26 protein-coding genes and 1 tRNA gene are annotated in these 25,339 nt (G+C 66.0%); 11 read left to right on the top strand and 16 right to left on the bottom strand.

Translation table 11 applies throughout. From position 1 onward, the window contains the following. Window positions 1–21: 21 nt before the first annotated feature. Window positions 22–1,722 (top strand): phosphoenolpyruvate--protein phosphotransferase, encoded by a 1,701-nt coding sequence (gene ptsP / locus N2L00_RS00645; RefSeq protein ID WP_255765750.1) that lies wholly within the window; start codon window positions 22–24, stop codon window positions 1,720–1,722. 51 nt (window positions 1,723–1,773) lie between these two features. Beyond that, complete coding sequence (locus N2L00_RS00640) at window positions 1,774–2,052, top strand: HPr family phosphocarrier protein (protein WP_255765616.1); 279 nt, start codon at window positions 1,774–1,776, stop codon at window positions 2,050–2,052. Between the two features lie 208 nt (window positions 2,053–2,260). On the opposite strand, the gene N2L00_RS00635 is transcribed toward N2L00_RS00640, so the two are convergent. The 4 genes from N2L00_RS00635 to N2L00_RS00620 form a co-directional block, all read right to left on the bottom strand. After that, window positions 2,261–2,998 carry a hypothetical protein gene (locus N2L00_RS00635; protein ID WP_255862164.1) on the bottom strand — a complete coding sequence of 246 codons (738 nt, stop codon included), beginning with the start codon at window positions 2,996–2,998 and terminating at the stop codon, window positions 2,261–2,263. After that, the gene (locus N2L00_RS00630) at window positions 2,995–3,720 is read right to left on the bottom strand and encodes a hypothetical protein (protein ID WP_255765614.1); all 726 of its coding nucleotides are present in this window, start codon (window positions 3,718–3,720) and stop codon (window positions 2,995–2,997) included. Before N2L00_RS00630 ends, N2L00_RS00635 begins: the two co-directional genes overlap by 4 nt. A 130-nt stretch (window positions 3,721–3,850) precedes the next feature. Further along, complete coding sequence (locus N2L00_RS00625; protein WP_255765613.1) at window positions 3,851–4,150, bottom strand: GNAT family N-acetyltransferase; 300 nt, start codon at window positions 4,148–4,150, stop codon at window positions 3,851–3,853. Window positions 4,151–4,195: 45 nt separating this feature from the next. Continuing rightward, the gene (locus N2L00_RS00620; RefSeq protein ID WP_255862165.1) at window positions 4,196–4,768 is read right to left on the bottom strand and encodes a hypothetical protein; all 573 of its coding nucleotides are present in this window, start codon (window positions 4,766–4,768) and stop codon (window positions 4,196–4,198) included. 190 nt (window positions 4,769–4,958) lie between these two features. Here N2L00_RS00620 and N2L00_RS00615 point away from each other — a divergent pair, with 190 nt between their 5' ends. Next, window positions 4,959–6,047 carry an iron-containing redox enzyme family protein gene (locus tag N2L00_RS00615; protein WP_255862166.1) on the top strand — a complete coding sequence of 363 codons (1,089 nt, stop codon included), beginning with the start codon at window positions 4,959–4,961 and terminating at the stop codon, window positions 6,045–6,047. Next, window positions 6,044–6,415, top strand: a complete 372-nt coding sequence (locus tag N2L00_RS16190; RefSeq protein ID WP_374676590.1) for a CDGSH iron-sulfur domain-containing protein — start codon at window positions 6,044–6,046, stop codon at window positions 6,413–6,415. The genes N2L00_RS00615 and N2L00_RS16190 overlap by 4 nt, the downstream gene beginning before the upstream one ends. Window positions 6,416–6,476: 61 nt before the next feature. Here N2L00_RS16190 and N2L00_RS00605 read toward each other — a convergent pair. Further along, window positions 6,477–6,549: transfer RNA gene (locus tag N2L00_RS00605), tRNA-Lys, on the bottom strand. A 150-nt stretch (window positions 6,550–6,699) separates the two neighbouring features. On the opposite strand from N2L00_RS00605, the gene N2L00_RS00600 reads away from it, so the two are divergent. The 3 genes from N2L00_RS00600 (at window position 6,700) to N2L00_RS00590 (ending at window position 9,304) form a co-directional block, all read left to right on the top strand. After that, complete coding sequence (locus tag N2L00_RS00600) at window positions 6,700–7,341, top strand: hypothetical protein (protein WP_255765610.1); 642 nt, start codon at window positions 6,700–6,702, stop codon at window positions 7,339–7,341. 333 nt (window positions 7,342–7,674) lie between these two features. After that, window positions 7,675–8,292, top strand: coding sequence for a DUF47 domain-containing protein (locus tag N2L00_RS00595; RefSeq protein ID WP_255765609.1), 618 nt, complete (start codon window positions 7,675–7,677; stop codon window positions 8,290–8,292). A 1-nt stretch (window position 8,293) separates the two neighbouring features. After that, complete coding sequence (locus tag N2L00_RS00590; RefSeq protein WP_255765608.1) at window positions 8,294–9,304, top strand: inorganic phosphate transporter; 1,011 nt, start codon at window positions 8,294–8,296, stop codon at window positions 9,302–9,304. A gap of 7 nt (window positions 9,305–9,311) precedes the next feature. Here the strand turns inward: N2L00_RS00590 and pstB are convergent, their stop codons facing one another. The 4 genes from pstB to pstS all read right to left on the bottom strand — a co-directional run bounded on the left by pstB (window position 9,312) and on the right by pstS (window position 13,430). Next, window positions 9,312–10,091 carry a phosphate ABC transporter ATP-binding protein PstB gene (gene pstB / locus N2L00_RS00585; protein WP_229951410.1) on the bottom strand — a complete coding sequence of 260 codons (780 nt, stop codon included), beginning with the start codon at window positions 10,089–10,091 and terminating at the stop codon, window positions 9,312–9,314. A 31-nt stretch (window positions 10,092–10,122) separates the two neighbouring features. Continuing rightward, window positions 10,123–11,232: a phosphate ABC transporter permease PstA gene (pstA, locus tag N2L00_RS00580; RefSeq protein ID WP_255862167.1), complete on the bottom strand. Its 1,110-nt coding sequence runs from the start codon at window positions 11,230–11,232 to the stop codon at window positions 10,123–10,125. Beyond that, a complete protein-coding gene (pstC, locus tag N2L00_RS00575) occupies window positions 11,232–12,164 on the bottom strand; it encodes a phosphate ABC transporter permease subunit PstC (protein WP_255765606.1) in 933 nt (310 codons plus the stop codon). The genes pstA and pstC overlap by 1 nt, the downstream gene beginning before the upstream one ends. Before the next feature lie 117 nt (window positions 12,165–12,281). Next, entirely contained in the window at window positions 12,282–13,430 is a 1,149-nt protein-coding gene (gene pstS, locus N2L00_RS00570) for a phosphate ABC transporter substrate-binding protein PstS (RefSeq protein ID WP_255862168.1), read from the bottom strand. A 193-nt stretch (window positions 13,431–13,623) separates the two neighbouring features. Between pstS and N2L00_RS00565 the strand changes: the two genes are divergently transcribed. The 3 genes from N2L00_RS00565 to disA all read left to right on the top strand — a co-directional run bounded on the left by N2L00_RS00565 (window position 13,624) and on the right by disA (window position 17,440). Continuing rightward, window positions 13,624–14,754, top strand: a complete 1,131-nt coding sequence (locus N2L00_RS00565) for an aromatic acid exporter family protein (RefSeq protein WP_255765604.1) — start codon at window positions 13,624–13,626, stop codon at window positions 14,752–14,754. Window positions 14,755–14,797: 43 nt separating this feature from the next. Beyond that, the gene (radA, locus tag N2L00_RS00560) at window positions 14,798–16,165 is read left to right on the top strand and encodes a DNA repair protein RadA (protein WP_255765603.1); all 1,368 of its coding nucleotides are present in this window, start codon (window positions 14,798–14,800) and stop codon (window positions 16,163–16,165) included. Between the two features lie 198 nt (window positions 16,166–16,363). After that, the gene (gene disA, locus N2L00_RS00555) at window positions 16,364–17,440 is read left to right on the top strand and encodes a DNA integrity scanning diadenylate cyclase DisA (RefSeq protein ID WP_227920642.1); all 1,077 of its coding nucleotides are present in this window, start codon (window positions 16,364–16,366) and stop codon (window positions 17,438–17,440) included. Between the two features lie 2 nt (window positions 17,441–17,442). Here the strand turns inward: disA and N2L00_RS00550 are convergent, their stop codons facing one another. After that, window positions 17,443–18,105 (bottom strand): hypothetical protein, encoded by a 663-nt coding sequence (locus N2L00_RS00550; RefSeq protein ID WP_255862169.1) that lies wholly within the window; start codon window positions 18,103–18,105, stop codon window positions 17,443–17,445. Window positions 18,106–18,202: 97 nt separating this feature from the next. Between N2L00_RS00550 and N2L00_RS00545 the strand changes: the two genes are divergently transcribed. After that, on the top strand, window positions 18,203–19,144 hold the full coding sequence (locus tag N2L00_RS00545) for an A/G-specific adenine glycosylase (protein WP_255862170.1): 942 nt from the start codon (window positions 18,203–18,205) through the stop codon (window positions 19,142–19,144). Between the two features lie 12 nt (window positions 19,145–19,156). Here the strand turns inward: N2L00_RS00545 and dhaM are convergent, their stop codons facing one another. The 6 genes from dhaM to N2L00_RS00515 all read right to left on the bottom strand — a co-directional run bounded on the left by dhaM (window position 19,157) and on the right by N2L00_RS00515 (window position 25,277). Continuing rightward, window positions 19,157–19,891 (bottom strand): dihydroxyacetone kinase phosphoryl donor subunit DhaM, encoded by a 735-nt coding sequence (gene dhaM / locus N2L00_RS00540; protein WP_255862171.1) that lies wholly within the window; start codon window positions 19,889–19,891, stop codon window positions 19,157–19,159. Next, a complete protein-coding gene (gene dhaL, locus N2L00_RS00535) occupies window positions 19,888–20,529 on the bottom strand; it encodes a dihydroxyacetone kinase subunit DhaL (RefSeq protein WP_255765599.1) in 642 nt (213 codons plus the stop codon). The genes dhaM and dhaL overlap by 4 nt, the downstream gene beginning before the upstream one ends. A 2-nt stretch (window positions 20,530–20,531) precedes the next feature. Next, window positions 20,532–21,533, bottom strand: a complete 1,002-nt coding sequence (gene dhaK / locus N2L00_RS00530; protein WP_255862172.1) for a dihydroxyacetone kinase subunit DhaK — start codon at window positions 21,531–21,533, stop codon at window positions 20,532–20,534. A 204-nt stretch (window positions 21,534–21,737) separates the two neighbouring features. Continuing rightward, complete coding sequence (locus tag N2L00_RS00525; RefSeq protein WP_227920630.1) at window positions 21,738–21,914, bottom strand: CsbD family protein; 177 nt, start codon at window positions 21,912–21,914, stop codon at window positions 21,738–21,740. A 191-nt stretch (window positions 21,915–22,105) separates the two neighbouring features. Then, window positions 22,106–22,603 (bottom strand): amino-acid N-acetyltransferase, encoded by a 498-nt coding sequence (locus N2L00_RS00520; protein ID WP_255765749.1) that lies wholly within the window; start codon window positions 22,601–22,603, stop codon window positions 22,106–22,108. 166 nt (window positions 22,604–22,769) lie between these two features. Further along, window positions 22,770–25,277 (bottom strand): ATP-dependent Clp protease ATP-binding subunit, encoded by a 2,508-nt coding sequence (locus N2L00_RS00515; protein WP_227920628.1) that lies wholly within the window; start codon window positions 25,275–25,277, stop codon window positions 22,770–22,772. Window positions 25,278–25,339: the final 62 nt, after the last annotated feature.

The raw sequence follows: 25,339 nt of genomic DNA, 5'->3' as shown, positions 1-25,339 counted from the left end.
ATGAAGAGGAAGGCTTAGATGATGCGGACCATCCAGGGAATCGGAGTCAGTGCCGGACGCGTCCTCGGCCCCTCGCGCCGGATGCCGCCTCCGGTGCCCGAGCCTGACGCCGAGGCGAAACCCGCCCCGGGCAGCACGGTGGACGGGGAGAAAAGCCGCCTCAAGGATGCCGCTGAAGCAGTCCGGGGGGACCTTAAGCACCGGGCGGAAACTGCCTCGGGCGACGCGAAAGCCGTATTGGATGCCACCGCCATGATGGCTTCCGATCCCATGCTGCTCAAAGCGGCGGGCAAACACATCAACGCAGGCATGGCTACGGACCGGGCCATCTGGGAAGCGGGCATGGAGGTAGCCGCCATGCTCCAGAGCCTCGGCGGCTACATGGCTGAACGGACCCAGGACGTGCTGGATGTCCGCGCCCGGATTGTCGCCGAACTCAACGGACTGCCGGCACCCGGGATTCCGGCTTCCGATGTTCCCTTTATCCTCACGGCCGTGGAGCTGGCACCGGCCGACACCGCAACGCTGGACCCGGCAATGGTGATCGGCCTGGTCACCAGCGAGGGCGGCCCGCAGTCCCACACGGCAATCCTCGCCCGCTCCCTGGGCCTGCCCGCCGTGGTCGGAGCCCCCGGCGCGGACGAAGTTCCTGATGGAGCCGAGATCTATCTCGACGGCGCGGCCGGCACCGTGGTGGTGGAACCCGGGGCAGAGGAACGGGAGGCCGCGCACAAATACGCTGCACGCTCCGCACTTCCGGCGTTCAACGGCACGGGCTCAACCTCGGACGGGTACCTGGTGCCGTTGTTGGCCAACGTGGGGTCGGGGAAGGACGCCCGGGCCGCGGCAGAGGCAGGTGCCGAAGGAATCGGGCTGCTCCGCACGGAGTTCTGTTTCCTCGGCAGGGATACCGAACCCACCATCGAGGAACAGGTTGCCGCCTACGGTGCGGTGTTCGAAGCGTTCCCCGGCCGGAAGGTAGTGATCCGGACCCTCGACGCCGGCGCGGACAAGCCGCTCCCGTTCCTGACGGACGCAACGGAGCCCAACCCGGCGCTGGGGGTACGCGGATTCCGGACCGACCAGGCCACACCCGGTGTCCTTGCCCGCCAGCTCGAGGCTATTGCCGCTGCCGCCGGGGCCTCCACGGCGGATGTCTGGGTCATGGCACCGATGGTCTCCACCGCAGAGGAGGCCGCCGACTTCGCGGTGATGTGCGCCGGAGCCGGTCTCGGCATGCCCGGGGTGATGGTGGAGGTGCCGTCGGCGGCCATCATGTCCGAAGCCATCCTTTCGCGGGTGAGGTTTGCCAGCCTGGGCACCAATGACCTGACGCAGTACACCATGGCCTCGGACCGGCAGCTGGGTTCGCTTGCGTCGCTGAACGACCCGTGGCAGCCGGCTGTCCTGCAGTTGATTTCCGCCACCGTGGCGGGTGCGGCAAGGGCCACGGCACTGGACCCGGCTGCCGGCGCCAGGACCGTGGGTGTTTGTGGTGAGGCAGCCGCCGACCCCGCACTCGCCGTCGTCCTGGCCGGCATGGGGGTGAACACGCTGTCGATGACCCCCCGGGCGTTGTCCACCGTGGGGGCGGTCCTGGCTTCCGTGACCCATGACCAGGCGAAAGAGTTGTCCGCGAGGGCCCTGGCGGCACACTCCGCGGCCGAAGCGCGGACCATCGTCCGCAGCCGGCTGCCCATCCTCGAACAGCTCGGCCTGTAGGCGGGCAAGGCGGAACAAAAGCCAGCAGCTAAACCACGGAAGGAACGAAAAATGGCAGAACGCAAAGCCACAGTGGCCAGCAGGGTGGGACTCCATGCCCGGCCGGCATCGATCTTCGCGGAAGCGGCAGCGGCCCAGCCCGTCGACGTGACCATAGCGATGGAAGGGGAACCCGCCGAAGAGGCAATGGATGCCTCGAGCATGCTCTCCCTGATGAGCCTGGGTGCATCGCACGGAGATGTGGTGGTGCTCCGCTCGGACGGCGCGGGTGCGGAAACGGCCCTGGAGGAACTGGCCAAGATTCTCGAGACGGATCTGGATGCGACCTAGGCAGCCCGGGCAAGAGGCGGGGCGCCGATCCGTTCCATGATTGTCCCGCCTTTTGCCTTCAGCACCGGTTACTTCCGGAAATGACGAAGCCAGCGGCAGTGCCGCTGGCTTCGTTGCAACTTCACGCTGACCCCCCACAGGCAGCGGACGTTACATATTCATTATTCTGGCATACAAACATGAAATCGTGAACAACTTTACCTAATTGTCATCTTGTGTAGTAAGGAGTCAGCAGGCTTTGCTTTTCCTTCTTTTTTGAGGCGATACCGAACAGGCCCACGGCAGCGAGCCCCGCCGTGAGAACAATGACCGAGGAATGCGGAAGGATATAGTCCCAAACACCGGTCTGCTGTCCGGTTACCCACAGCACCGACCAGATCAGGATCTCGGCAAGGGCAACCCCTATCAACGCCGATCCGACCCGCAGCAGGGCCGGCCGCCTCGCGGTCGCAGCAACCCGGAAAGCGGGGATGATCAGGCAGGCGGCTATATAGGCGGGATAGATCCGCCCGAGCACTGAGTAGGCCCAGACATGCTCCTGGTGCATATAGCCGTTGAGGCCCGGCGAAGAGACAGGCATTTCACACATGCTGAACAACACGGTGGTGGCGATGACGGTAGCAGCCAGCACTACGAGTCCGGGTAGCCCAAGAATGATTCGCCGCACCTGGGGGGCCCGGAAGGCTGCAGCGGCACTTCCGCCAATGAACGCTACAACTCCGTAGGTCGCATAACGGAGAATCAGGTTCGCATGGTTTGCTCCGCCCAGCAAAGCATCCACGGGAAGGTATATCGACGGAATGCTCAGCGCAACTCCGATGGTGGTAGCTGCGAGCCCCCAAAAGAGCATTGGATTGCGCCCCCGGATAGCCAGCGGCAGCCGAACCAGGGTAAAGACAGCCACAACGGCCAGCGCGCCAAACTGAATGGCGGAGGCTATATTCATCCCAGGTTCTCCAAGAGCGTTAGATCATTTTCCACATCGTGTTCAAACTTCCTTAGTTGCTTTCCCGCCCCGTCCAAGCGGTCCCGGGCCAGAAACAGGAGTTCGGAATCGGTGAGCGCAGCCAGAGCTTCCTGCTGGCCCTTCTGCGGCCAGCCGGCCTCCTCCGGCGTGACCAGCCCGGTGGCCACCAGGCCGCCCGGCAGCGAAGCGCCCGCAATCCGCGCAGCTTCCACGGCCAGCTCAGGTGCCAGCCGGGCCGCGGAAAGCTGGGCCGAAATATTCTGGGGTGCAACGCCGGTCCGGGCGCTAAGCTGCTGGCGCAGGTCCCCCGGGTCTACTGCCTCGAACCAGGAACGGATCGCGTTCCGGTGCGGATGCTTGGCAAGGTCGGGGCATTCCGGGGGTCCACTCTGGGTGGCCCTGGCCAGGATCATTTGCAGGATGCAGATGTAGGAAACCTGGCTGATGAGTTCCGCGGGGTTGGGCCGCCACGGCCCGCCGAGCAGATCGGAGTACTCCTCGAAGTCAGAAAGGGCCTCTACCGGATTTTTCCCGTACGCCCGGGCTACCCGGACCACGGTAATCTCCGCTACTTTGCCCCGGACAACCTGCTGGGCCAGGGTGGAGCGCTTGATCCCCGTCCGGCGGCAAACGTCCGCATTGGATTCACCCGGAGCCACTGCGGTGCGCCAATTTTGGAAAGCCTTGGCAGACACCGCCATTTTGGCCCCCCTCGATTGGATTTACCCGAACAAATGGAATTATACTGTTGGAACTGGCTTCCCCTTCTGCGTTCCCCCCATATGCAGAGCGGGAAGCCAGCTTCAATTAACGCGCGGCCTGCCGCTCCGGCTATTCCTGCGGCCAGGACACATGGTGGCTGTATTCCGGATGCTTGCCAAGGTACGCGGCCATGTAGGAGCAGTACGGCTTGACCCGTCGCCCGCCGCTCACAATGTCCTCCACGGCGTAGCGGGCCAGACGTGATGAGTAGCCCTGATGCCGGAAATCCGGCTCCATTTCCGTGTGGGTCAAAGCGACGCCGTCCGGCTCCACCTGATAATCGGCCATACCCACGAGGGTGCCGTCCAGCCGCAGTTCGTACCGGTTCAGCGCTTCATTGCGCGTGACACTGATGTCTTTGCTAGTCATGGCCCGAGACTGCCACGCATTCCCACCACGGTCCAGTCCCCGCCGTCAGGCCGCCCGCCCGCCGTCAACGGTCGCTTCCGCGCGTCGCAGCGAGTCTTCCAGCACGGTGACGGCTTCGGCGTAGGCAGCAGCCTCCGCCGCGGTTCCCGCTTCGGGGCGGAGCTGCTCGGCAACCTTCAGCGCCCGGATAAAGGTCCGTGTTTCCGGGGTGCGCAGGTCCAGCAACTGCGGGTTTTCCGCCGCGAGCCAGGGGTCCAGTTCATAGGCACTCCAGCGGGCCAGGACGTCCCGGTGCCGGGCGGCAGCGGCATTTACAACTGCCTCCAGCTGTTGGCGTTCGCGGTTCCGGCGACGACGGCGGTCCCGCCGCCCCACCCAAAGCGCCGCTGCGATACTGCCCGCCACCACAACGGCTCCGACGGCGGCCGATGCGGCCGACGTGGCAGCCAACACCCAGGCAGCGGTCAGGAGCACTCCCAGGAACGCGGGGAACCCGACCCAGAAGAGGTTTTCCCCGTCCCGGGTACCAAGCGCACGGTCCACACCGGCAGACCCGGCCACCAGCACTGCCGCCAGCAGCAGCAGCGGCAGAACCGTTGAAGGATCCGTACCGGGCATATCCACCCTCCTGCGTATTGTCGTTTGCCTCCATTGCACCGAACCCGGCGGCAAAGGTCAATGCCGGCCCCGGCCGCCCGGCAAAACAGGCCCCGCGGGGCCACACCAAGTATGCTGACGGTTGGATTCGTTCCAACCAACCCATGAAACCCGCCGGAAAAGCACCCTGTAGTGCGTTGTAAGGAAAGCAATGAAGATTCCCGCCCCGAGAGGGCCCGTCAGCGCCACCTTGATTGACCTCCTCCAGAACCGCGGCGGAACAGGTCATGCCAACGCCTACGGTTCCTTGAACCTGCTGGTGGACGAAGCACTGGCTGCCACTGCGGACCTGTTCCGTGACGAAGACCTCCAGCTGGCCCTGTTCTGCCTGTACGAGCTGCATTACAGCGGACTGGACGGAGTTGAAGACGCGGCAGAGTGGGATCCCGAGCTGATCCGCGTGCGGGCACGGCTGGAGGCCGCCTTCGAGGATGTGCTGCGCCGTACGGTGCCCGTCCCCGAGCTGCCCGCACCGGAAAGCGAAGCCGTCGCGGAGACCCTCTTCCGCCTGGCAGCCGAAGACGACAGCCCCAGCGTCTCCCGGTTTATTGCCAGCAAGGCCAGCGTGGAACAGCTTCGCGAGTTCCTGATCCTGCGCTCGATCTACCAACTGAAGGAAGCGGATCCGCACAGCTGGGCCATCCCGCGCCTGCCGGTGGGCCGCGCAAAGGCGGCGTTGGTCGAAATCCAGGCCGATGAGTACGGCGGCGGGCGGGTGGAGCGGATGCACTCGAAGCTGTTCGGCACCACCATGGAAGGCCTGGACCTGGATTCCGGCTACGGGTACTACATTGACCAGGTTCCCGCCCTGACCCTGGCATCCTCCAACGCCATGTCGCTTTTCGGACTGAACCGCCGGCTGCGCGGCGCCATTGCCGGGCACCTGGCGGCGTTTGAGATGACGTCCTCGATCCCCAACTCGTTCTACGCCCGCGGGTTCCGCCGGCACGGGTTCAGCGACGATGTCACCTACTACTTCGACGAGCATGTGGAAGCGGATGCAGTGCACGAACAGATTGCCGCACGGGACCTGGCCGGAGGCTTGGCCGAGGCTGAACCCGATCTGCTCGCCGACGTCATTTTCGGCGCCGCAACTGTCCTGGCCATCGATGCGATGCTCGGCGAAGACCAGCTGAATGCCTGGCAGGCGGGCGAATCCGCGCTGCTGCTTCCCCTGGTGAACGACGGCGGCAAGGCAGCGCTGGCCGCAACCGCAGCGGCCGACGGAGTAACTCCGTGACGGCTCGGGCGGCCGGCCCCGTAGATGAGAAGGACGCCGCGCAGGCCGCACTGACGGAGGCGAACGCCGAACAAGCGGACGTCCAGGCGGAGCAGGACGTCGCCGACGCGTGGAAGACACGGGAAGGAGCCGCTCCCGCTTCGATCGTGGCCTGCCCCAACGGTCCCCTGCTGGTCCGCGGCGACTTTGAAATTGTCACGCCTGACGGGGTTCCGGTACCCCGTGACCGGGAAACCGTTGCCCTGTGCCGGTGCGGCGGTTCGGCCATCAAGCCGTACTGCGACGGCACCCACAAGCTGATGAAGTTCGATACCGCCCGCCGTCGTCCGGTTCCGGCACCGGCGCGCAAAGCGGCGGAAGAGGCGTAACCCGGCGGTGCCGGATACAGGAATGGCTTGCCTTCAATGAAGGCAAGCCATTTCTGTTCGGTGCGCCCAGCAGGGCTCGAACCTGCGACCCACGACTTAAAAGGACGTTGCTCTACCAACTGAGCTATAGGCGCTCCACCGGCCCCGGCTTTTGACAGCGCGCGGACCGACTGTCCCACTTTATCGCACACCACACAGATCGTGGAAAACCCCGGTCTGGAGCACGGCAGGGTACCCCGGGGACCGCCTCGATTTCCGCGTAAGTGCCGGAGTATTCTTCCAGTATGAGTGAGTCCAATTCAACGCCGCGCCATCACAAGCCAAAGCCTCTTGCACCTGTGGACTTCGCCAATTTCCCCGGCGGTGCCGATCCGGCACGCGTTTCGGAGGCGGCCCATCTTGCCGCCCAGGCGCTGGTCCACCACGGCCGCGAGAGCACCGATCCGGAAGTCACCCGCCGGCTCGTGGAACTGACCGACCAGCAGGGGGTGGAAGCGGTGGCCGAGATGTGGGCTGAAAGCCCCGCCCGGTCCCTGCCCGGCGCCCTCTGGCGCCTGTATGCCCTCCGCGCGTCCATCCAGCGGAACCCTGAACGGATCGCCGCCTACTACGCCGCAGGCAAAGACGTTGCCCAGGTATCCAAGGTAGTCGCCGGAGTAGCCGAGCCCCTCGGAGCGGACGAAATGCGGGCCATGGCGGACACCATTCTTTCCGGTGCCTTCGAGGGTGACTTCGACGTCGCGCTGGAGCGTTTCGCCGCGTTCTGCCGCGTGGTGGCCCTCGGCCAGGCCAACCATGCCGATGCCTCGGAGGCCTCCAACGGGGACCGGGCCACCCTGCTGACCCGCAACGCGCGCCAACTGGTGCACACGGCCGAGGACCTGGAGCACTCGGCGGCCGCCTGGCGGCGCGGAGAGCTCGACTAGCCGTGCCGCGGCGGGCACAGTGTCAAGCCCCACAGTGTCAAGCCCCACAGTGGCGCTCCGCACAGTGCCGCCCCGGCCTGCAGGGCCGTGTTGACATCACCGGCCGAGCGTAGAAAACTGAAATCGGTGTCGGACTGCGGAACCCCCGGGCTTCAACTCTGAGCCGCTTCGAGCGGCCTTCCGCCGAGAGGCGCTCCCGGTCCGGCACCGTTACTTTTCCCCAGCTGGTTCCCAGCGGGATTCTTTCGCGGGCGTCCCCGTAATTCCAGCCCCGCCATCGGATATTCTTGGGGCTGTGAGCACCCTTACCTCCCCGGCCGACGTTCGTCCAACGTGAAGCTTCAACTCTTCCCCCAAGAGAATGCCGGGCTTGAGCTGCTTTCCCGGATGGCGTCCCAACTGCTGCGCGGCACCAGCGTGCTGGCGGAGATCCTCGGAGCAGAACCGGAGGAATTCGACCGGCTGACCGAGCAGCTGCATCAGATCGATGCCGAAACCACCGATCTGCACTTTGCACTGATGACGCAGATGCGGACCAGCTTCATCAACCCGCTCCCCCGTGAAGACCTGTACGAGCTTTCCCTGCTCCTGATGTCCGCCATGGAGTGCCTGGACGCCTCAGCGGAAACCATTTCCCTCTACAAGCTCACAGGGGTGTCCCGCCGGGCGTCCGAGCAGCTGGAAGTCATCGGCCGGCAGGCTGAGTTGACCGCCGCCGCCATGCGCCGGCTGGCTTCGCTGGAGGACCTGGAAGAGTACTGGATCGAAATGCTCCGGCTGGCCCGCCGGGCCGAGCGGTCCCGGCGGATCTGGGTGGCGGAACTGATGCGCGAGTACAAGCCAATGGCCTATGCCCGGCACCGGGACCTTGCCGACCAGCTTTCGGGAACCTCGGCGCAGCTGCGCTTGGCGGCCACATTCGTGGGCGGCGTCCTCGTCCGGGAATCCTAGGGTGGCCACCCTCCTCCTGGCCGGCGTCGTCCTGCTCGCCGGAGCCTATGCCTTCCTCAACGGCTTCCATGACGCCTCCAACTCAGTGGCCACCTCCGTCCGCACCCGGGCGCTGACCCCCACCGTGGCCATTCTGCTGGCCGCCGGCTTCAATCTCCTGGGTGCGTTGGTGAGCACCGCATTGGCCGTGGCGCTGACCGTCCGGTTTGTGGATCTCCCGGCCGGGCCAGAGGGCCTCGGCATCCTGATTGCCGGGCTGCTGGCGGCGTGCGGATGGGGGGTGTGGACCTGGTGGCGGCGGATGCCGTCATCATCCACGTCCGCCCTGGTGGGCGGGCTGGTGGGTTCCGGCGCGGCCTCAACCCTGGTGGGCGGGCACAACATAGCCGAGTCCTACCGGTTGATCTGGGAGCAGATAGCCCTGCCGCTGCTGCTGTCCCCCCTGATCGCCTTTGCACTGGCCTACCTGCTGGTTTTTCCGGCCACGTGGCTGATGCGTTACAGCTCTCCGCGCCGCGGGGACGCCGGAAACCGGATAGCGCAGTCCGTCTTCACCTCGGCCTTCTCCCTGGGGCACGGAATCCAGGACGGGCAACGGACCATGGCCGTGGTGGTGCTTGCACTGCTGGCCGCGGGGCAGACAATTGAAACCGACATTCCCCTCTGGGTGCAGCTCTTTGCGGCGCTGGCCCTGGCCGCCGGCACGCTCTTCGGCGGCTGGCGGATCACTCACACACTGGGGTACCGGCTGGTCCGGATGGACCCGCTGCGGGGCATGAGCGCCCAGGCGGTCAGCTCCGCGATGCTGTTCCTTGGTGCGCTCTGGCTGCACATTCCGCTCTCCAGCACCCAGACCATGACGTCCGCCATCGTCGGCGCCGGCACCAACCAGCGCTTTTCCACCGTCCGCTTCATCCCGCTGCGGGAAATCCTCGTCACCTGGCTGGTCACGGCGCCCATAACCGCGCTGCTCGCCGGGATCCTGCTGCTGGCCCTCAGTCCGCTCCTGTAGCCGCCGCTTATCCGAAACGTCCGGAGACGTAGTCTTCCGTGGCCTGCTCGGCGGGGTTGCTGAAGATGACGGGAGTGTCGGCGTATTCGATCAGCCGGCCGGGCTTGCCGGTGCCGGCGATGTTGAAGAACGCCGTCTTGTCCGACACCCGCGCCGCCTGCTGCATGTTGTGGGTAACGATGACCACGGTGTAGTCGCTCTTGAGTTCCTCGATGAGGTCCTCGATGGCCAGCGTCGAGATGGGGTCCAGGGCGGAGCAGGGCTCGTCCATCAGGATCACCTCCGGCGACACCGCTATGGCGCGGGCTATGCACAGGCGCTGCTGCTGGCCGCCGGAGAGCCCGGAGCCCGGCTTGTCCAGGCGGTCACGGACCTCTTTCCAGAGGTTGGCGCCGGTCAGGGACTTTTCCACCAGGTCATCGGCGTCGGACTTCGAGATGCGCTTGTTGTTCAGTTTCACGCCTGCCAGCACATTGTCCCGGATGGACATGGTGGGGAACGGGTTGGGCCGCTGGAACACCATGCCCACGTGGCTGCGGACGGTCACCGGATCAACGCCCGGGCCGTAGAGGTTCTCCCCGTCCAGCAGCACTTCACCTTCGACACGTGCGCCGGGGAGTACCTCGTGCATCCGGTTCAGGGTGCGCAGGAAGGTGGATTTGCCGCAGCCCGAGGGGCCGATGAAGGCGGTCACGGAGCGGGGTTCAATGTTGATGTTGACGTCCTGGACGGCAAGGAAATTGCCGTAGTAGACATTCAAGTCTTTGACGTCGATGCGCTTGGACATGGTTTCCTTCTCGGTAAATCGCTGTACAGGGCTAGCGGGAGGTCCGGGGGGCGAAGATCCGGGCAATCAGGCGGGCGCCCAGGTTCAGCAGCATCACCATGATGATCAGGATCAGTGCTGCCGCCCAGGCCCGCTGGGTACTCGGATCTGTGTTGGTCGGGGAGGTGGGGCTCATCAACTGCCGGTAGATAAAGGTGGGCAGCGTGCTCATCCAGCCCGCAAACGCGTTGAAGTTGATGGTGTTGACGAAGCCGGCGGTGACCAGCAGGGGTGCCGTTTCCCCGATCACGCGGGCGATCGCCAAGGTGACGCCGGAGGCAATGCCGGAAATCGCTGTGGGCACCACTACCTTCAGGATGGTCCGCCACTTACGCACGCCCAGGGCGTAGGAAGCCTCGCGGAGCTCGTTGGGCACGATCTTGAGCATTTCCTCGGTGGAGCGGACCACCACCGGGATCATCAGCACGGAGAGGGCGACGGCGGCAACGAATCCGGTGCGGGTGCCCGGCCCGAAGACGAGCCCGAAGAACGCGGCGGCAAACAGGCCGGCCACAATCGAGGGGATACCGGTCATCACATCCACAAAGAACGTGATGGCCCGCGAAAGTGTTCCGCCCCGGCTGTATTCCACCAGGTAGACGGCGGCGAGCAGGCCCACGGGCACCGAAATGACCGTCGCCCAGAAGGTGATCAGCAGGGTGCCGACAATGCCGTGGTAGGCGCCGCCCAGGACCGCTGTCCCGTTCTCCGTCGTGGCGTTGTCCACGGCCCCGGTCATGCCGCCCATGGAGGTGAGCAGGAAATCCGGGCTGAGGCCGGGCAGCCCGCGGACCAGGACGGTGAAGATCACCGATACCAGGGGCAGCAGCGCCAGCAGGAAGGCACCGCAGACCAGGTTCGTGGCGAGGCGGTCCACTGCATGCCGCCTGCCCTCCACGACCCAGGTGGCAACCGTGCCGCCGATGACGAAAAGCACGGCGGTGAAGATTGCGAAGGACGTGATTGAGAAGCCGATGAGGGCGGACAGTGCCGCCCCCAGGATCAAGGCAGCGGCCAGCACGACCCAAGGCGTATAGCGGGGCAGCCTGTTCTTGGTCAGCAGGGACCCGGGACGGCTGAGGGCGGAGGTTGTATCGAGCATCAGTTGGCTCCAGAGAATTCTTTGTGACGGCTGATGATCCAGCGGGCAATGATGTTGACCGCCAGCGTGATCAGGAACAGCACGAGTCCTGCAGCGATCAGTTCCGAGAGCCGGAGCCCGAATGCTTCAGGGAAGTTCAGGGCGATCTCGGCGGCGATGGTCTGGTTGCCGGGCCGGATCAGGCTGGCGATCAGGCCGCCGGAGGAGAGCACCAGGGCCACGGCCATGGTTTCGCCCAGCGCACGTCCCAGCCCCAGCATGACGGCACTGACGACACCGGGACGGGCGAAGGGGAAAACGGCCATCCGGATCATTTCCCAGCGCGTGGCGCCCATGGCCAGGGCCGCTTCCTCGTGCAGCTTGGGCGTCTGCAGGAAGATCTCCCGGGTAAGGGAGGTAATGATCGGCAGCACCATCACGGAAAGCACAATTCCGGCCGTGAGCATGGTTTTGCCGGTCTGGCTGGCGGGACCGGCGAAAATCGGAATCCATCCGGCGTTTTCGGCCAGCCAGTTGTACGGACCCACCAGTGCCGGGGCCAGCACTGTCATGCCCCAGGCACCGTAGACCACCGACGGGATGGCCGCGAGCAGGTCCACCAGGTAGCCCAGTCCCTGCGCGAGCCGCCGCGGGGCGTAGTGGGAGATGAACAGGGCGACGCCGATTCCCACCGGAGTGGCGATCAGCAGGGCGATCAGGGCGGCAATCACCGTTCCGATGACCAGTGGCAGGATGTACTGTCCGAACCCGCCGCCGCCGGAGATGTCCGCCGGATCGGCCATGAACGTTGGCAGCGCCTGCCACATCAGGAAAACGGCCACGCAGAACAGGACGAACAGGATCAGGCACCCGGCTGTCACCGTAATGCCGGAGAAAACCTTGTCTCCGGCACGGCCCGCGCCGCTTTCTCCCGTTATGGACTTGCTGGACACTACTCACCCTTCGAAATGCGTTGCGTGCAGACTCTTTTATCAGTGTAGGGACTCCGCCTCGGAGCGGCCCCTGCCCTCCCCGTGCTGAGACCCGGGGAGGGCAGGATGGCGGTCGGGCTAGGAACGCACCTGGATGGACTCCAATGCGGTTTCGGCCTTGCTCCGCAGGCTCTCGGAGAGCGGCGCGCTGCCCGCGGCGTCGGACGCGGCAGCCTGGCCTTCGTCGCTGACCACGTAGTCGCCGAAAGCACGGACCAGGTCCACCGTCTGCTGGTCCTCATAGCTGGTGCAGAACACGTGGTAGCTCACCAGCACCACGGGGTAGGCACCCGATTCTGCCGTGTCGCGGTCCAGGTCCATGGCCATATCTGCTTCCGGACGACCCTCCCCTGTCACCGGGGTGGAGGATTCGACGGCGAGGGCGGCGGCGTCGGCACTGAACGGCACATAGGTATCGCCCACCTTGACGCTGACCTTGCCCAGGGAGCCGGCTGCCGACGCGTCGGCATAGGTGATGCCGCCCTCAGTGGAAGTCACCGTGGAAATAACGCCGCCGGTGCCGGAGGCGCTTTCCCCGTTCGGCAGCCCGGCCGGCCATTCACCTGATGCCTTATCCGTCCACTTTTCGGGTGCTGCTTCGGCCAGGTATTCGGTGAAGTTCTTGGTGGTGCCCGATTCGTCGCCGCGGTGTACCGCCGTGATGGCGGTGTCCGGCAACTCAACTCCTTCGTTCTGCGCGGCGATGGCCGGGTCATTCCACGTGGTGACCTCGCCGCGGAAGATCGCTGCGATGGTGTCTGCGTCGAGGTTCAGGTCCGTTATGCCGGGAAGGTTGAAGGCCACGGCGATCGGCGAGATGTAGACCGGCACGTGGATGGCGCCGTCGGGTCCGCAGACTTCGGCGGCCGCGGCGGTTTCCTCATCATCAAGGTAGGCGTCGGACCCGGCGAACTGGACGCCGCCGGCCAGCAGCGCTTCCCGGCCGGCGCCCGAGCCGTCCGGTGAATACTGCACCGATGCTTCCGGATTGGCTGCACCGAAGCCGGCGATCCAGGCCTGCATGGCCGCATCCTGGGAGGAGGCACCGGCACCGGAAAGCGTGCCCGTGACGGAACTTTCCGAACTCCCCGCAGTCGGGGCCGCGGAGGGTGCAGCGCTGTCCGTGCCGCAGGCGGCCAGGCCGAGTGCGGCAACAAGTGAAACTGAAAGTACGGATGCAGCGCGGTTCAAAACCTTCACTATCGTGTCCCTTTCGAGGGGTTTCATTCGGCGCGGATGCGCCGGGAAGCTGATTGCGGAAAAGCAGTCGAGCACGCGGAACCTCCAGCACGTTCCTGTTCAAGGGTGGCGAAGCAAGGTGAACGGAAAGTTAACGCCCGCCGGGCAGCCGAAGAACATCCGTTGCCGCCGAATGTAACGCCGGATACAGGTTGCCCTCAGCTCCCCCTAGACTGGTTTCATGCCCCAACGCAGCTCCTTCGCCAAAAGCCGGGGTTTCCTGCAGAACCGGGCCCGCGTAGGGCTGCAGCGCAGCCGCAATTCCGTGGTGCCGGCCCTCCAAATGACCATCTGCGCCGTCGGAGCGTACGCCTTTGCCGAGTACGTGCTCGGGCACGAGGGCCCGTTGTTCGCCGCGACGGCCGCCCTGATTTCCCTGGGCTTCTCCCGGGAACCGCGGACCCGCCGGGTGCTGGAGGTGGGAATCGGCTGCACGCTGGGAATCACCATTGGGGAAATCCTGCTCACCCTGCTGGGCAACGGCCTGGCCCAGGCCGCCGTCGTCCTTTTCCTCTCGGTGATGCTGGCCCGCTTTCTGGACCGCGGCGTTATCTTCACTACCCAGCTGGGGCTGCAGTCCCTGCTGGTGGTGCTCCTGCCCGCCCCGGACGGCGGTGTGTTCACCCGCAGCGTGGACGCCATAGTGGGCGGCGTTTTTGCCCTCGTGGTGACCATGCTGGCGCCGCGGGATCCACGCCGGGAACCGAAGTCCAACATCCGCGAGCTCCTGCACGAACTGTCTGCCGTGCTGCGCCAGTGTTCCGAAGCCATCGCCAAGAGCGATTCCACCATTGCCTGGCATGCGCTGGTCCGGGCCCGCAACACCCAGCCCCAGCTGGACACCCTGGCCCGCAGCGTCCGGGATGCACGGGAAGTCGCCCGGATTTCGCCCGCCTACCGGCGGTACCTGGCGGAACTGGGAGACCTGCGCGGCTCCATCGGCTATCTGGACCTGGCGGTCCGCAACAGCCGGGTTTTCGCCCGCCGGACGACGTCGGTCATTAACCATGCGTCGCTGGGTGACGAGGCCATTGAGAACGTGTCGGAGGTGCTGAACGAGACGGCCGATGCCGTGAATGTCCTGGCCCGCGCGCTGGGCGGCGGGGAAGGCCCGGACACCCGGCTCCGGCACCTTCGCCAGGCCCGCAACGAGCTGGCCGCGGTGGGGAGCCGCCTGCACCCGAAGTCGCTGGGCATCACGGATCTGCAGGGCGACGCGCTCATCATGCTTTTCCGCCCCCTCGTGGTGGACCTGCTGGAATCCACCGGACTCACCCACGAAGAGGCGGTTACCTACCTCTCGGAGGTCTGAGCCGCCGGAAAAAAGTGTCAGTGCCGCGGGATAGCCTGATTCCATGGCAACAAAGACTGCACGGCCCAAGACCGCCAACTTCCGCTGCTCGGAGTGCGGCTGGACGACGGCCAAATGGGTTGGACGCTGCGGCGAGTGCCAGGCCTGGGGAACGGTGGAGGAATCCGGCGAAGTCCTGGCCCGGACCACCGCCGCCACCGTGGTTGCCCGCCCGGCCCTGCGAATCGGCGAGGTAGACGCCACCACTGCCGCGTACCAGGCCACCGGGGTAGGCGAACTGGACCGCGTCCTGGGTGGAGGCCTGGTTCCCGGGGCGGTGATCCTGCTCGCCGGGGAGCCCGGTGTGGGTAAGTCCACCCTGCTCCTCGACGTCGCCGCCCGCGTCGCCGGACTGGGCCGCGATGTCCTGTACGTCACCGGGGAGGAATCCACGGCGCAGGTGAAACTGCGGGCCGAGCGCATCGGCGCCGTGTCGGAGAACCTCTATCTCAGCGCGGAAACGGACCTCAGCCAGGCCCTGGGCCAGGTGGAGCAGGTCTCCCCCGGGCTGCTCATTGTCGACTCCGTCCAGACCCTGAGCAGTAGCGCCGTGGACGGCAGCGCCGGCGGCGTCAGCCAGGTCCGCGAGGTGGCCGCGTCTTTGATCAACGCTGCCAAGACCCGGAACATGACCACCCTGCTGGTCGGCCACGTCACCAAGGACGGCTCCATCGCCGGCCCCCGGCTGCTGGAGCACCTGGTGGACGTGGTGTGCCAGTTCGACGGCGACAGGCATTCGAGGCTTCGGCTGCTGCGTGCGGTCAAGAACCGCTACGGACCTACGGACGAGGTGGGCTGCTTCGACCTGACCGAAGACGGCATCGAAGGGCTCGCCGACCCCAGCGGACTCTTCGTCTCGCGTACCAAGGACCCGGTCTCAGGCACCTGCATCACGGTCACGCTGGAGGGCAAGCGGCCGTTGGTCGCGGAGGTCCAGTCCCTGGTCGCCGAAACCGGAAATGCCCAGGCCCGCCGCGCCACCAGCGGCGTTGATGCCTCCCGCGTTGCCATGCTCCTGGCGGTTCTGCAGCAGCGCGCCTCCATGAGCCTGGCCAAGGATGACAGTTACGTCTCCACCGTAGGCGGCGTGAAGCTTGGCGAGCCCGCCACGGACCTGGCAGTGGCGCTGGCGGTGGCGTCGGCGAAAATGAACAAACCGCTGCCGGCCCAGCTCATAGCCTTCGGCGAGGTCGGACTGGCCGGGGAGGTGCGTCCGGTTCCCGGTATCGCACGGCGGATCAACGAGGCCGAACGGCTCGGTTTCACGCACGCCGTCGTTCCGGCTTCCCCGAACGGACCGGGAAACGTCCCCTCCGGCTTCAAGGTCCGGGAGGTCTCCACGTTGGCCGAGGCCCTGGAGCTGCTCTTCTAGCACTGCCGTTTCCGAAGATCCCGGGGAGCCGCCGGTGAGCGGTATCACCGCAGCTGTCTCCAGCGGCCTGCAGGCGGGCCCGGTCCGGGACGTGCCGTGGTTCACGAGTTGGATGGTCTACCCGGATCTCCCACTAGTATAGGGACGGGCAAGCCTCAGCCCAGATCATCCAGGCCCCCGGGCCGGAAGGAAGTGACCATGGCCCGCAGTCCCGAAGACGCGCTTAAAGCAACCCTGGCGCGGGTCGCACCCGGGACCGAGCTCCGCGACGGACTCGAGCGCATCCTGAGGGGCCGCACCGGCGCCCTGATCGTCCTCGGCTTTGACCGCGCGGTGGACAGCATCTGCTCCGGCGGGTTTGATATCGGCATCGACTTCTCCCCCACCAGGCTGCGGGAGCTGGCCAAAATGGACGGCGCGATCGTCTGCGACCGCGACGCCGGGAACATCCTGCGCGCGGCGGTGCAGCTGGTCCCCGACCACACCATCGAAACGCATGAATCCGGCACCCGGCACCGGACCGCCGAACGCGTGGCCATCCAGACCGGCTTCCCCGTGATTTCGGTCAGCCAGTCCATGCGGATCATCCAGCTCTACGTCGGCGGACTCCGCCACGTCCTCGAAGGATCCGAGCCGGTACTGGCGCGTGCCAACCAGGCACTGGCAACCCTCGAGCGCTACCGCGCCCGGCTGGACCAGGTCACCAATTCCCTGTCCGCCTTGGAAATCGAGGCAATGGTGACGGTCCGCGACGTAGCGGTCACGCTGCAGCGCCAGGAAATGGTCCGCCGCATTTCCGAGGAAATCTCGCAGTACGTCCTCGAACTCGGCGTTGACGGCCGCCTGCTGTCCCTCCAGTTGGAGGAACTGACCACCGGCCTCGGCCCGGGCAGCGAAATGATCCTGCGCGACTACGCGGACCTGAATGACGGAAAGCGCAACATCGAGGAACAGATCTCCACGCTGCAGAACATGAGCTCGTCCGAAATGGTGGACCTGGGCAAGATCGCCTCGGTGGTCGGTTTCCAGCCGGGCCAGGATTCGCTCGAAGCCGTAGTGCAGCCGCGCGGCTACCGGCTCCTGAGCAATATCAAGTCGGTTCCCCCCGCGGTATCCAACCGGTTGGTGGACCACTTCGGCGGCCTGCAGAACCTGATGGCCGCCAACATCGATGACCTGATGACCGTCGACGGCATCGGCGAGCAGCGCGCCCGCACCGTCCGGGAAGGCCTCTCCCGGATCGCGGAGACCAGCCTCCTCGACCGGTTCATGTAGGCCTATTCCAGTTCGAAAACAGCCGTTTCGCTGGTGACTTCCCCGAGCCTGGCAGTGAACACGTAGTAGCCGGGGTTCGGGTTGGAAGCCACGGCAGCGCAGCCCGGAGCCGACCGGTTCCGGTCCCAGGTGAAGTTGGCTGTCTCGGATGCGCCCGGTTCCACCGTCTTGAGGTAGTCCTCGCCGCCGTCCTGGCAGTCAGTGGAAGAGAAAATCCGGTCCGAGCCGCTGGCTACCGAAAACTCCATCTGCGAAGTGCCTACGTTGATCTCGCAGGCGGATTTCCCCGTGTTCGTGACCGTCAGCGCCAGGATCGGTGTGGCACCGGCCGGGTAGACCTGGGCATCGGTGGCAGCAGTAACCAGGACGGACTCTGCGGGGCAGGCGGACTCCGACGGGGTCGCCGCGGGTTTCGGAGCCTTCGACGCTTTCGTCTCGGCCGCAGGCGTGGCGGCCGGCGCAGTAAGGACCGGAGAGGGGACGGTGGCGTCGGCTACGGGCTGTTTTTCCGGTGTCAAAGCGCCGATCACGCCGGCAACCGCGAACCCGAGTCCCACCAGGAGCAGCACCGCGAGGATGCCTGCAACCAGCCGCCGCCGGCGGTAGACGGCGGGGCTCGGACGGCGCGGACCGGGGCGTGGTCCGGCCGGCTGCTGTCTTCCCATCCCATCCATGGTTCAAGGCTAGGGATCAAGACAGCGATTACGAGGCGCACCACGCCGGTTAGTAGAGTATTGCTGGTCATATGCAAGGGAGTGCAGCATGGATTCACAGGTGGAAGACCTGCACCGCCGGATTACCGGGTGGTTCGCCGGCAATGCCCGCGAGTTGCCCTGGCGGGACGCCGGGCGCACGCCCTGGGGTGTTCTGGTCAGCGAAATCATGCTCCAGCAGACGCCGGTGGTACGGGTGCTGCCCGTCTGGACTGAATGGCTGCAGCGCTGGCCGACGCCGGCCGGGTTGGCTTCGGAGCCCAGCGGGGAAGCCGTCCGGGCCTGGGGCCGGCTGGGCTATCCCCGGCGGGCCCTGCGGCTGCACGCGGCGGCAAAGGCCATTGTCGAGGAGTTCGGCGGCGAGGTGCCGTCCACTTATCCGGAGCTGCTGCGGTTGCCGGGAGTGGGTGACTACACCGCCGCCGCTGTGGCTGCGTTTGCCTTCGGGCGGCGGGAAACGGTGGTGGACACCAATATCCGCCGGGTGCATGCCCGGGCAGTAACCGGGAACGCCTTGCCCTCACCGTCCCTTACCGCTGCCGAGATGCGGCTGGCCGCTTCCCTGCTGCCCCTCGACACCAGCGACTCCGTGGCCTGGAATGCCTCTGTCATGGAACTCGGCGCACTGGTCTGCACCGCCCGCAGCCCTCGATGCGGGGAGTGTCCGATCTTGGACCGCTGCGCCTGGGTGGCAGCGGGCAGGCCGGAGCCCCATTACACGGCCAAGGGCCAGGCCTGGGCCGGAACGGACCGGCAGGTCCGCGGGGCCATGATGGCGGTGCTGCGCTCCGCGGACGGCCCGGTCCGCCGGGAACTGCTCCTGCACGCGCCGGTGGACCTGGCCGGCCCGCGGCTGACGGCCGACGTGGATCCCCTGGGCGCCCTGCACCGGCTGCAGGCGCCGCAGGAGCAAATGGAGCGCGCTTTGGCCGGCCTGATCGCGGACCGGCTGGCGGCAGAAAACGCCTACGGAGTGTCGCTGCCGCTTTGACCGGCGGCGGGCTCAGATTTCTCCGAACCCGTTGCGCACCTGCTCGGCCACGAGTTCCACCGCCCGGGCCGCATCGGGTCCGGTGGCGGTGGCGCTGAGCGTTTCGCCCGGCCGCAGGCCCAGCGTCATAAGCATCATGACCGATTTGCCGTCCACGCCGTTGATGGTGATCTCTGCGTCCAGGTCCGCCAGCAGTTGCGCCAGGACTGAGGCCGGGCGGGCATGCAGGCCCATCGGGTTTATCAGCGTCCAGGCCCCGCTGGCGGAGTCGGCCGCGGCCGGCGCCGGCTCCCCGGAGGCAGGCGGCTCCCCGGAGACAGGCGGACCGCCGGCGGCTTCGTCGGAGGCTGCACTGTCCGGGGTGTAGGACGCTCCCGCGGACTCCGCGGCAGCCGAAACCTCGGCAACATTCCTTCCGGTCTGTGCCGCTACGGCTGCGGCCACTGTGCCCTCGACCAGCGGCGCGTTGGCCATGAGTACCCGCTGCTGCTGCTCCGGGTCGAGGAACTCCAGCGCCGATTCCGCCGTCATCACAGCGGATCCGAGGTCTGTCAGCAGGACCGCACCCTCGCCGGAGTCGGTCGCGGCAATACCGGCCATGATTTTTTCCAGGCTGGTGCCGATGCCGTCGTCGTCGGTACCCCCTGCCGGGACTATCCGAACGTCCGCGGCCATCTGCGCCGCAAGCTCGCAGACGCCCTCGGCCAGCTTCCGGCTGTGCGAAACAACCACCAGGCCGACACTCACGCTGCCGTCTCCGCCGCCGAAACCGCTGCCTGCAGGATCAATGCCGTGGACGCGGCCCCGGGATCCAGGTGCCCCGCACTGCGCTCCCCCAAGTAGCTGGCCCGGCCCTTGCGGGCGACGAGCGGCTCGGTGCCGGCCAGCCCGGCGTCGGCCGCGTTCGCGGCCGCCGTCAGGATCTCCACCGGACCTGAACCCGCCGCCTGGGCCGTAACAGCGGCATCCACCGCGGGAGTCCAGGCATCGATCATGGTTTTGTCACCGGGTTCGGCCTTGCCGCGGGCGACAATTCCGTCCCGGGCAGCCGTCAGGACGGCCACCAGCTCGGCCGGTCCGAGGGCGGACGCGCTGCCCGCCGCGGTGGAGGCGCGCAGGAATGCGGTCCCGTACAGCGGTCCTGCGGCGCCGCCCACCTTCGACATCAGGGTCATGGCGACTGTTTTGAACACCGCCCCGGGTGTCTCCGGCACGCCGTCGGCGTCCAGTTTCTCCACCACCGCGCTGAATCCGCGCTCCATGTTCTCGCCGTGGTCGGCGTCGCCGATCTCCCGGTCCAGGGTGGTCAGCCGCTGGCGGTTCTCGCTCAGGGCGGCGGCGCTTAGGCGCATCCATTTATCCGCCCAGGCTGCGTCCAGTTCCATGCCTATACTCCCCACCGCAGGGCCGGAGTGTTCACCGGCGAGTCCCAGAGTTCCGTAAGTTCATCGTCCAGCCGCAGGACGGTCACTGATGCCCCTTGCATTTCCAGGGCGGTGATGTAATTGCCCACCAGGGAACGCTCCACCCGGGCACCTCTGTCTGCCAGGATCCGGGCCGCCCGGCGGTAGACAATGTACAGCTCGCTCAGCGGAGTGCCGCCCATGCCGTTCACGAAGAGCAGCACCCGCTCCCCGGACGCCACCCCGAGGTCGCTGAGCACGGCTTCCATCAACTGGTCCGTAATGGAATCCGCCGTTGTCATGGCCACCCGGTGCCGCCCGGGTTCGCCGTGGATCCCTACACCCATTTCAATTTCGTCTTCGGCCAGGGTGAAGCTCGGCTCACCGGCATGCGGCACCGTACAGGGTGCCAGGGCAACACCCATGGACCGTACGTTCGCGTTTACGCGTTCGGCGATCTCCGCCACCTTGGCAAGGTCATCTCCGCGCTCCGCGGCGCCGCCGGCAATCCGCTCCAGCAGCACGGTCCCGGCCACACCGCGCCTTCCTGCCGTGTACGTCGAGTCTTCCACCGCGACGTCGTCGTTCACCACGACTGTGCGGATGTCGATGCCTTCGACGCCGGCAAGTTCGGCAGCCGTCTCGAAGTTCAGGATGTCGCCGGTGTAGTTCTTCACCACGAGCAGGACGCCGGAGCCCGAGTCGCTTTTGACGATGGCCGGCAGGATCTGGTCCGGGGTGGGCGACGTGAAAACGGCTCCCGGTACGGCAGCGGTGAGCATGCCCGACCCCACATAGCCGCTGTGCAGCGGCTCATGGCCGCTGCCGCCGCCGGAGACCAGGCCTACCTTGCCCTGTACCGGAACGTCGCGCCGGAGGACGTAGTCCGGGTCCAGATGGATCTGGACCAGGTCGTGGTGGGCCAACCCGAAACCTTCGAGTGATTCTGCCACCACCGAGCGGGGATTGTTGATGAGTTTCTTCATGACGCCGGGCTCCTTAGCGGTCGGACTGAGGAGCCCCGCGAGCACGCCAAGGCTCCCTCTCCCCCACCGACCCTACCCGCGCCGGAAGCAGTGCAACAGGGTGCCCGCGTGCCAGCCGCACCGGCAGCGCTCGAGAGTCCGAAAAGCCGCCCGGGCAGCAAAAAAGCGGGAGGGGCGAACCCCCTCCCGCTTTTGAATAAAGCCTTACTTGCCCTTGAAAGCGTCCTTGACGTTCTCGCCGGCGTCCTTCAGGCTCGACTTGGCCTGGTCGCCGTGGCCTTCGGCCTCCATGCGCTCGTTGCCGGTGGCCTTGCCTACGCCTTCCTTGACCTTGCCGCCAAGATTTTCGGCCTTGTTCTGCATCTTGTCATCTGCGCCCATTGCTGAACCCGCTTTCTGATCGTGGCCCGTGCAAACGCGAAACCGCTGCTGGTTCGCAACCGTTTACTGCTGCGTTCCCCGGGACCGTTGATGATGCTAAGTATCCTGAGCTTATCCAGTTTCGAAGACAAAAGGCCAGCACGGCCCTCCCGGTTACTCTCTCTGCGAACGCGCCCCGGACGGCTGCCGGATCAGAACGAGCGGATCATCCGGGTGTTTCCCAGGGTGTTCGGTTTTACCCGGGCGAGGTCCAGGAACTCGGCAACACCCTCATCGGAGGAACGCAGCAGCTCGGAATAGACCTCCGGATCCACGGCGGATTGGTTGGCCATGACGGCGAATCCGTGCCGCTGGAAGAACTCCACTTCAAAGGTCAGGCAGAATACCCGCCGCACACCGATTTCCACCGCATCAGCGAGCAGCTGTTCCAGCAGGAGATGGCCGATGCCGCTGCCGCGCAGGGCGGGGTCCGCGGCCAGGGTGCGCACTTCGGCCAGGTCTTCCCACATCACGTGCAGTGCACCGCAGCCGACAATCCGCCCGTCAGCGTCCTCGGCGACCCGGAATTCCTGCAGTGCCTCGTAGTAGGCAACAGCCTCCTTGGCCACCAGGATCCGTTCCTCGGCCAGCGGCGCCACCAGGGCGCGGATGCCGGGAACATCGGAAGTGCGGGCGCGGCGGATGGTCATGGCGGATACGGAAGTCACCGGCCCAGTCTAGGACTGTCAGGGCAGCCGCACCCAAACTTCGTTTCGGCGTTCGACGCCGGAGGGCCGCCCTGCGAACGCCAAAGGACCCGGCGGGCTGCCTGCCCGCCGGGTCCTTTACCCGTGCATTGGTTGTACTGAGCGGCTGTTAGTCGCTGACGCCGGCTTCGATTGCCGGGGAAGCTTCCTCAATGGCCTTCGGAACGCCGCTGCCGACGAAGGTGAACTTCGCTTCGTCGCCTTCGCCCTCGACATCCACCGAGATGACTTCGCCGGGCTTCAGCTCGCCGAAGAGGATCTTCTCGGACAGCTGGTCCTCGATTTCGCGCTGGATGGTCCGGCGCAGCGGCCGGGCACCCATCGCGGGATCGTAGCCGCGCGTTGCCAGCAGCACCTTGGCGGCCGGGGTGAGCTCGATGCTCATACCCTTCTCGGCCAGGCGCTCACTCAGCCGGTTCAGGAACAGGTCCACAATCTGGACAATCTCGTCCTGGGTCAGCTGCGGGAAGACCACGGTGTCATCAACACGGTTGAGGAACTCGGGGCGGAAGTGCTGCTTCAGTTCTTCCGTCACCCGTGCCCGCATCCGGTCATAGCCGGTCTTGGTGTCCGTGCCGGACTGGAAGCCCGTCATGACGCCCTTGGAGATGTCCCGGGTACCAAGGTTGGTCGTCATGATGATGATGGTGTTCTTGAAGTCCACCATCCGGCCCTGGGCGTCGGTCAGGCGGCCGTCTTCGAGGATCTGCAGCAGCGAGTTGAAGAGGTCCGAGTGGGCCTTCTCCACTTCGTCGAACAGCACCACGGAGAACGGACGGCGGCGGACCTTTTCGGTCAGCTGCCCGCCTTCTTCGTAGCCCACGTATCCGGGAGGAGCACCAAACAGGCGCGAGACCGTGTGCTTCTCGGCGTACTCGGACATGTCCAGCGTGATGAGGGCGTCCTCGTCACCGAACAGGAACTCCGCAAGGGCCTTGGCAAGCTCGGTCTTACCGACGCCGGTGGGGCCGGCGAAGATGAACGAGCCGCCCGGACGCTTGGGGTCCTTCAGCCCGGCCCGCGTACGGCGCATGGCCTGCGAGATGGACTTGATGGCCTGGTCCTGGCCGATGACGCGCTTGTGCAGTTCGTCTTCCATCCGCAGCAGGCGGGTGGACTCTTCCTCGTTCAGCTTGACCACGGGGATGCCGGTGGAGTTGGCAAGCACCTCGGCGATGAGTTCCTCATCCACCTCGGCAATGTCATCCAGGCCGCCGGACTTCCACTGGCGTTCCTTCTCCGCACGCTGATCCTGGAGCTTCTGCTCCTTGTCGCGCAGGGAGGCGGCACCTTCGAAGTCCTGGGAGTCGATTGCGGACTCCTTTTCCATCTTCAGCGCCGAGATCCGCTCGTCGATTTCCTTCAGCTCCGGCGGAGCCGTCATCCGGCGGATCCGCAGGCGGGCGCCGGCCTCGTCGATCAGGTCGATTGCCTTGTCCGGCAGGAACCGGTCACTGATGTACCGCTCCGCCAGCGTTGCTGCTGAGGCAAGTGCGGCATCGGTGATGGAAACGCGGTGGTGCGCTTCGTAGCGGTCACGCAGGCCCTTGAGGATCTCGATGGCGTGTGCCACCGAGGGCTCGGCAACCTGGATCGGCTGGAAGCGGCGCTCCAGCGCGGCGTCCTTCTCGATGTGCTTGCGGTACTCGTCCAGCGTGGTGGCACCAATGGTCTGCAGCTCGCCCCGGGCCAGCATCGGCTTCAGGATCGAGGCGGCGTCAATGGCGCCTTCGGCGGCACCCGCACCCACAAGGGTGTGGATCTCGTCGATGAACAGGATGATGTCGCCGCGGGTGCGGATTTCCTTGAGGACCTTCTTCAGGCGTTCCTCAAAGTCGCCGCGGTAGCGGGAACCGGCAACCAGCGAACCGAGGTCCAAGGTGTAAAGCTGCTTGTCCTTCAGGGTCTCGGGCACGTCGCCGCGCACGATCGCCTGGGCCAGTCCCTCTACGACGGCGGTCTTGCCGACGCCGGGCTCGCCGATCAGGACAGGGTTGTTCTTGGTCCTGCGTGACAGCACCTGCATCACGCGTTCCATTTCATGCTCGCGCCCGATAACCGGGTCGAGCTTGGATTCACGCGCGGCCTGTGTGAGGTTGCGGCCGAACTGGTCCAGCACCACGGATCCGGCGGGCTGGCCTTCCTGCTGCTGGCCACCGGTGGAGACGGGCTCCTTGCCCTGGTAGCCGGAAAGCAGCTGGATGACCTGCTGGCGGACACGGTTCAGGTCAGCACCGAGCTTGACCAGCACCTGCGCGGCTACGCCTTCACCTTCACGGATCAGGCCGAGCAGGATGTGTTCGGTGCCGATGTAGTTATGGCCGAGCTGCAGGGCTTCACGGAGCGAAAGCTCCAGCACCTTCTTGGCGCGGGGGGTGAAGGGGATGTGGCCGGTCGGGGCCTGCTGGCCCTGACCGATAATCTCCTGCACCTGCTCGCGGACAGCACCAAGCGAGATGCCCAGGGATTCAAGGGCCTTAGCAGCGACACCTTCACCCTCATGAATGAGCCCAAGCAGAATATGCTCGGTGCCGATGTAGTTGTGGTTGAGCATGCGGGCCTCTTCTTGGGCAAGCACGACAACGCGACGGGCACGGTCGGTAAATCTTTCAAACATGAGGCACACTCCTAGCTAACGCGTAATTCGATGCTACGTGCCCCAGGGGTGCTTAAGGAGCT

It is taken from the genome of Arthrobacter sp. zg-Y1171 (genome assembly GCF_025244845.1).
Classification (GTDB): domain Bacteria; phylum Actinomycetota; class Actinomycetes; order Actinomycetales; family Micrococcaceae; genus Arthrobacter_B.
The sequence above is the reverse complement of the archived record's forward strand: the minus strand, read 5'-3'. Positions and strand labels throughout refer to the sequence as shown.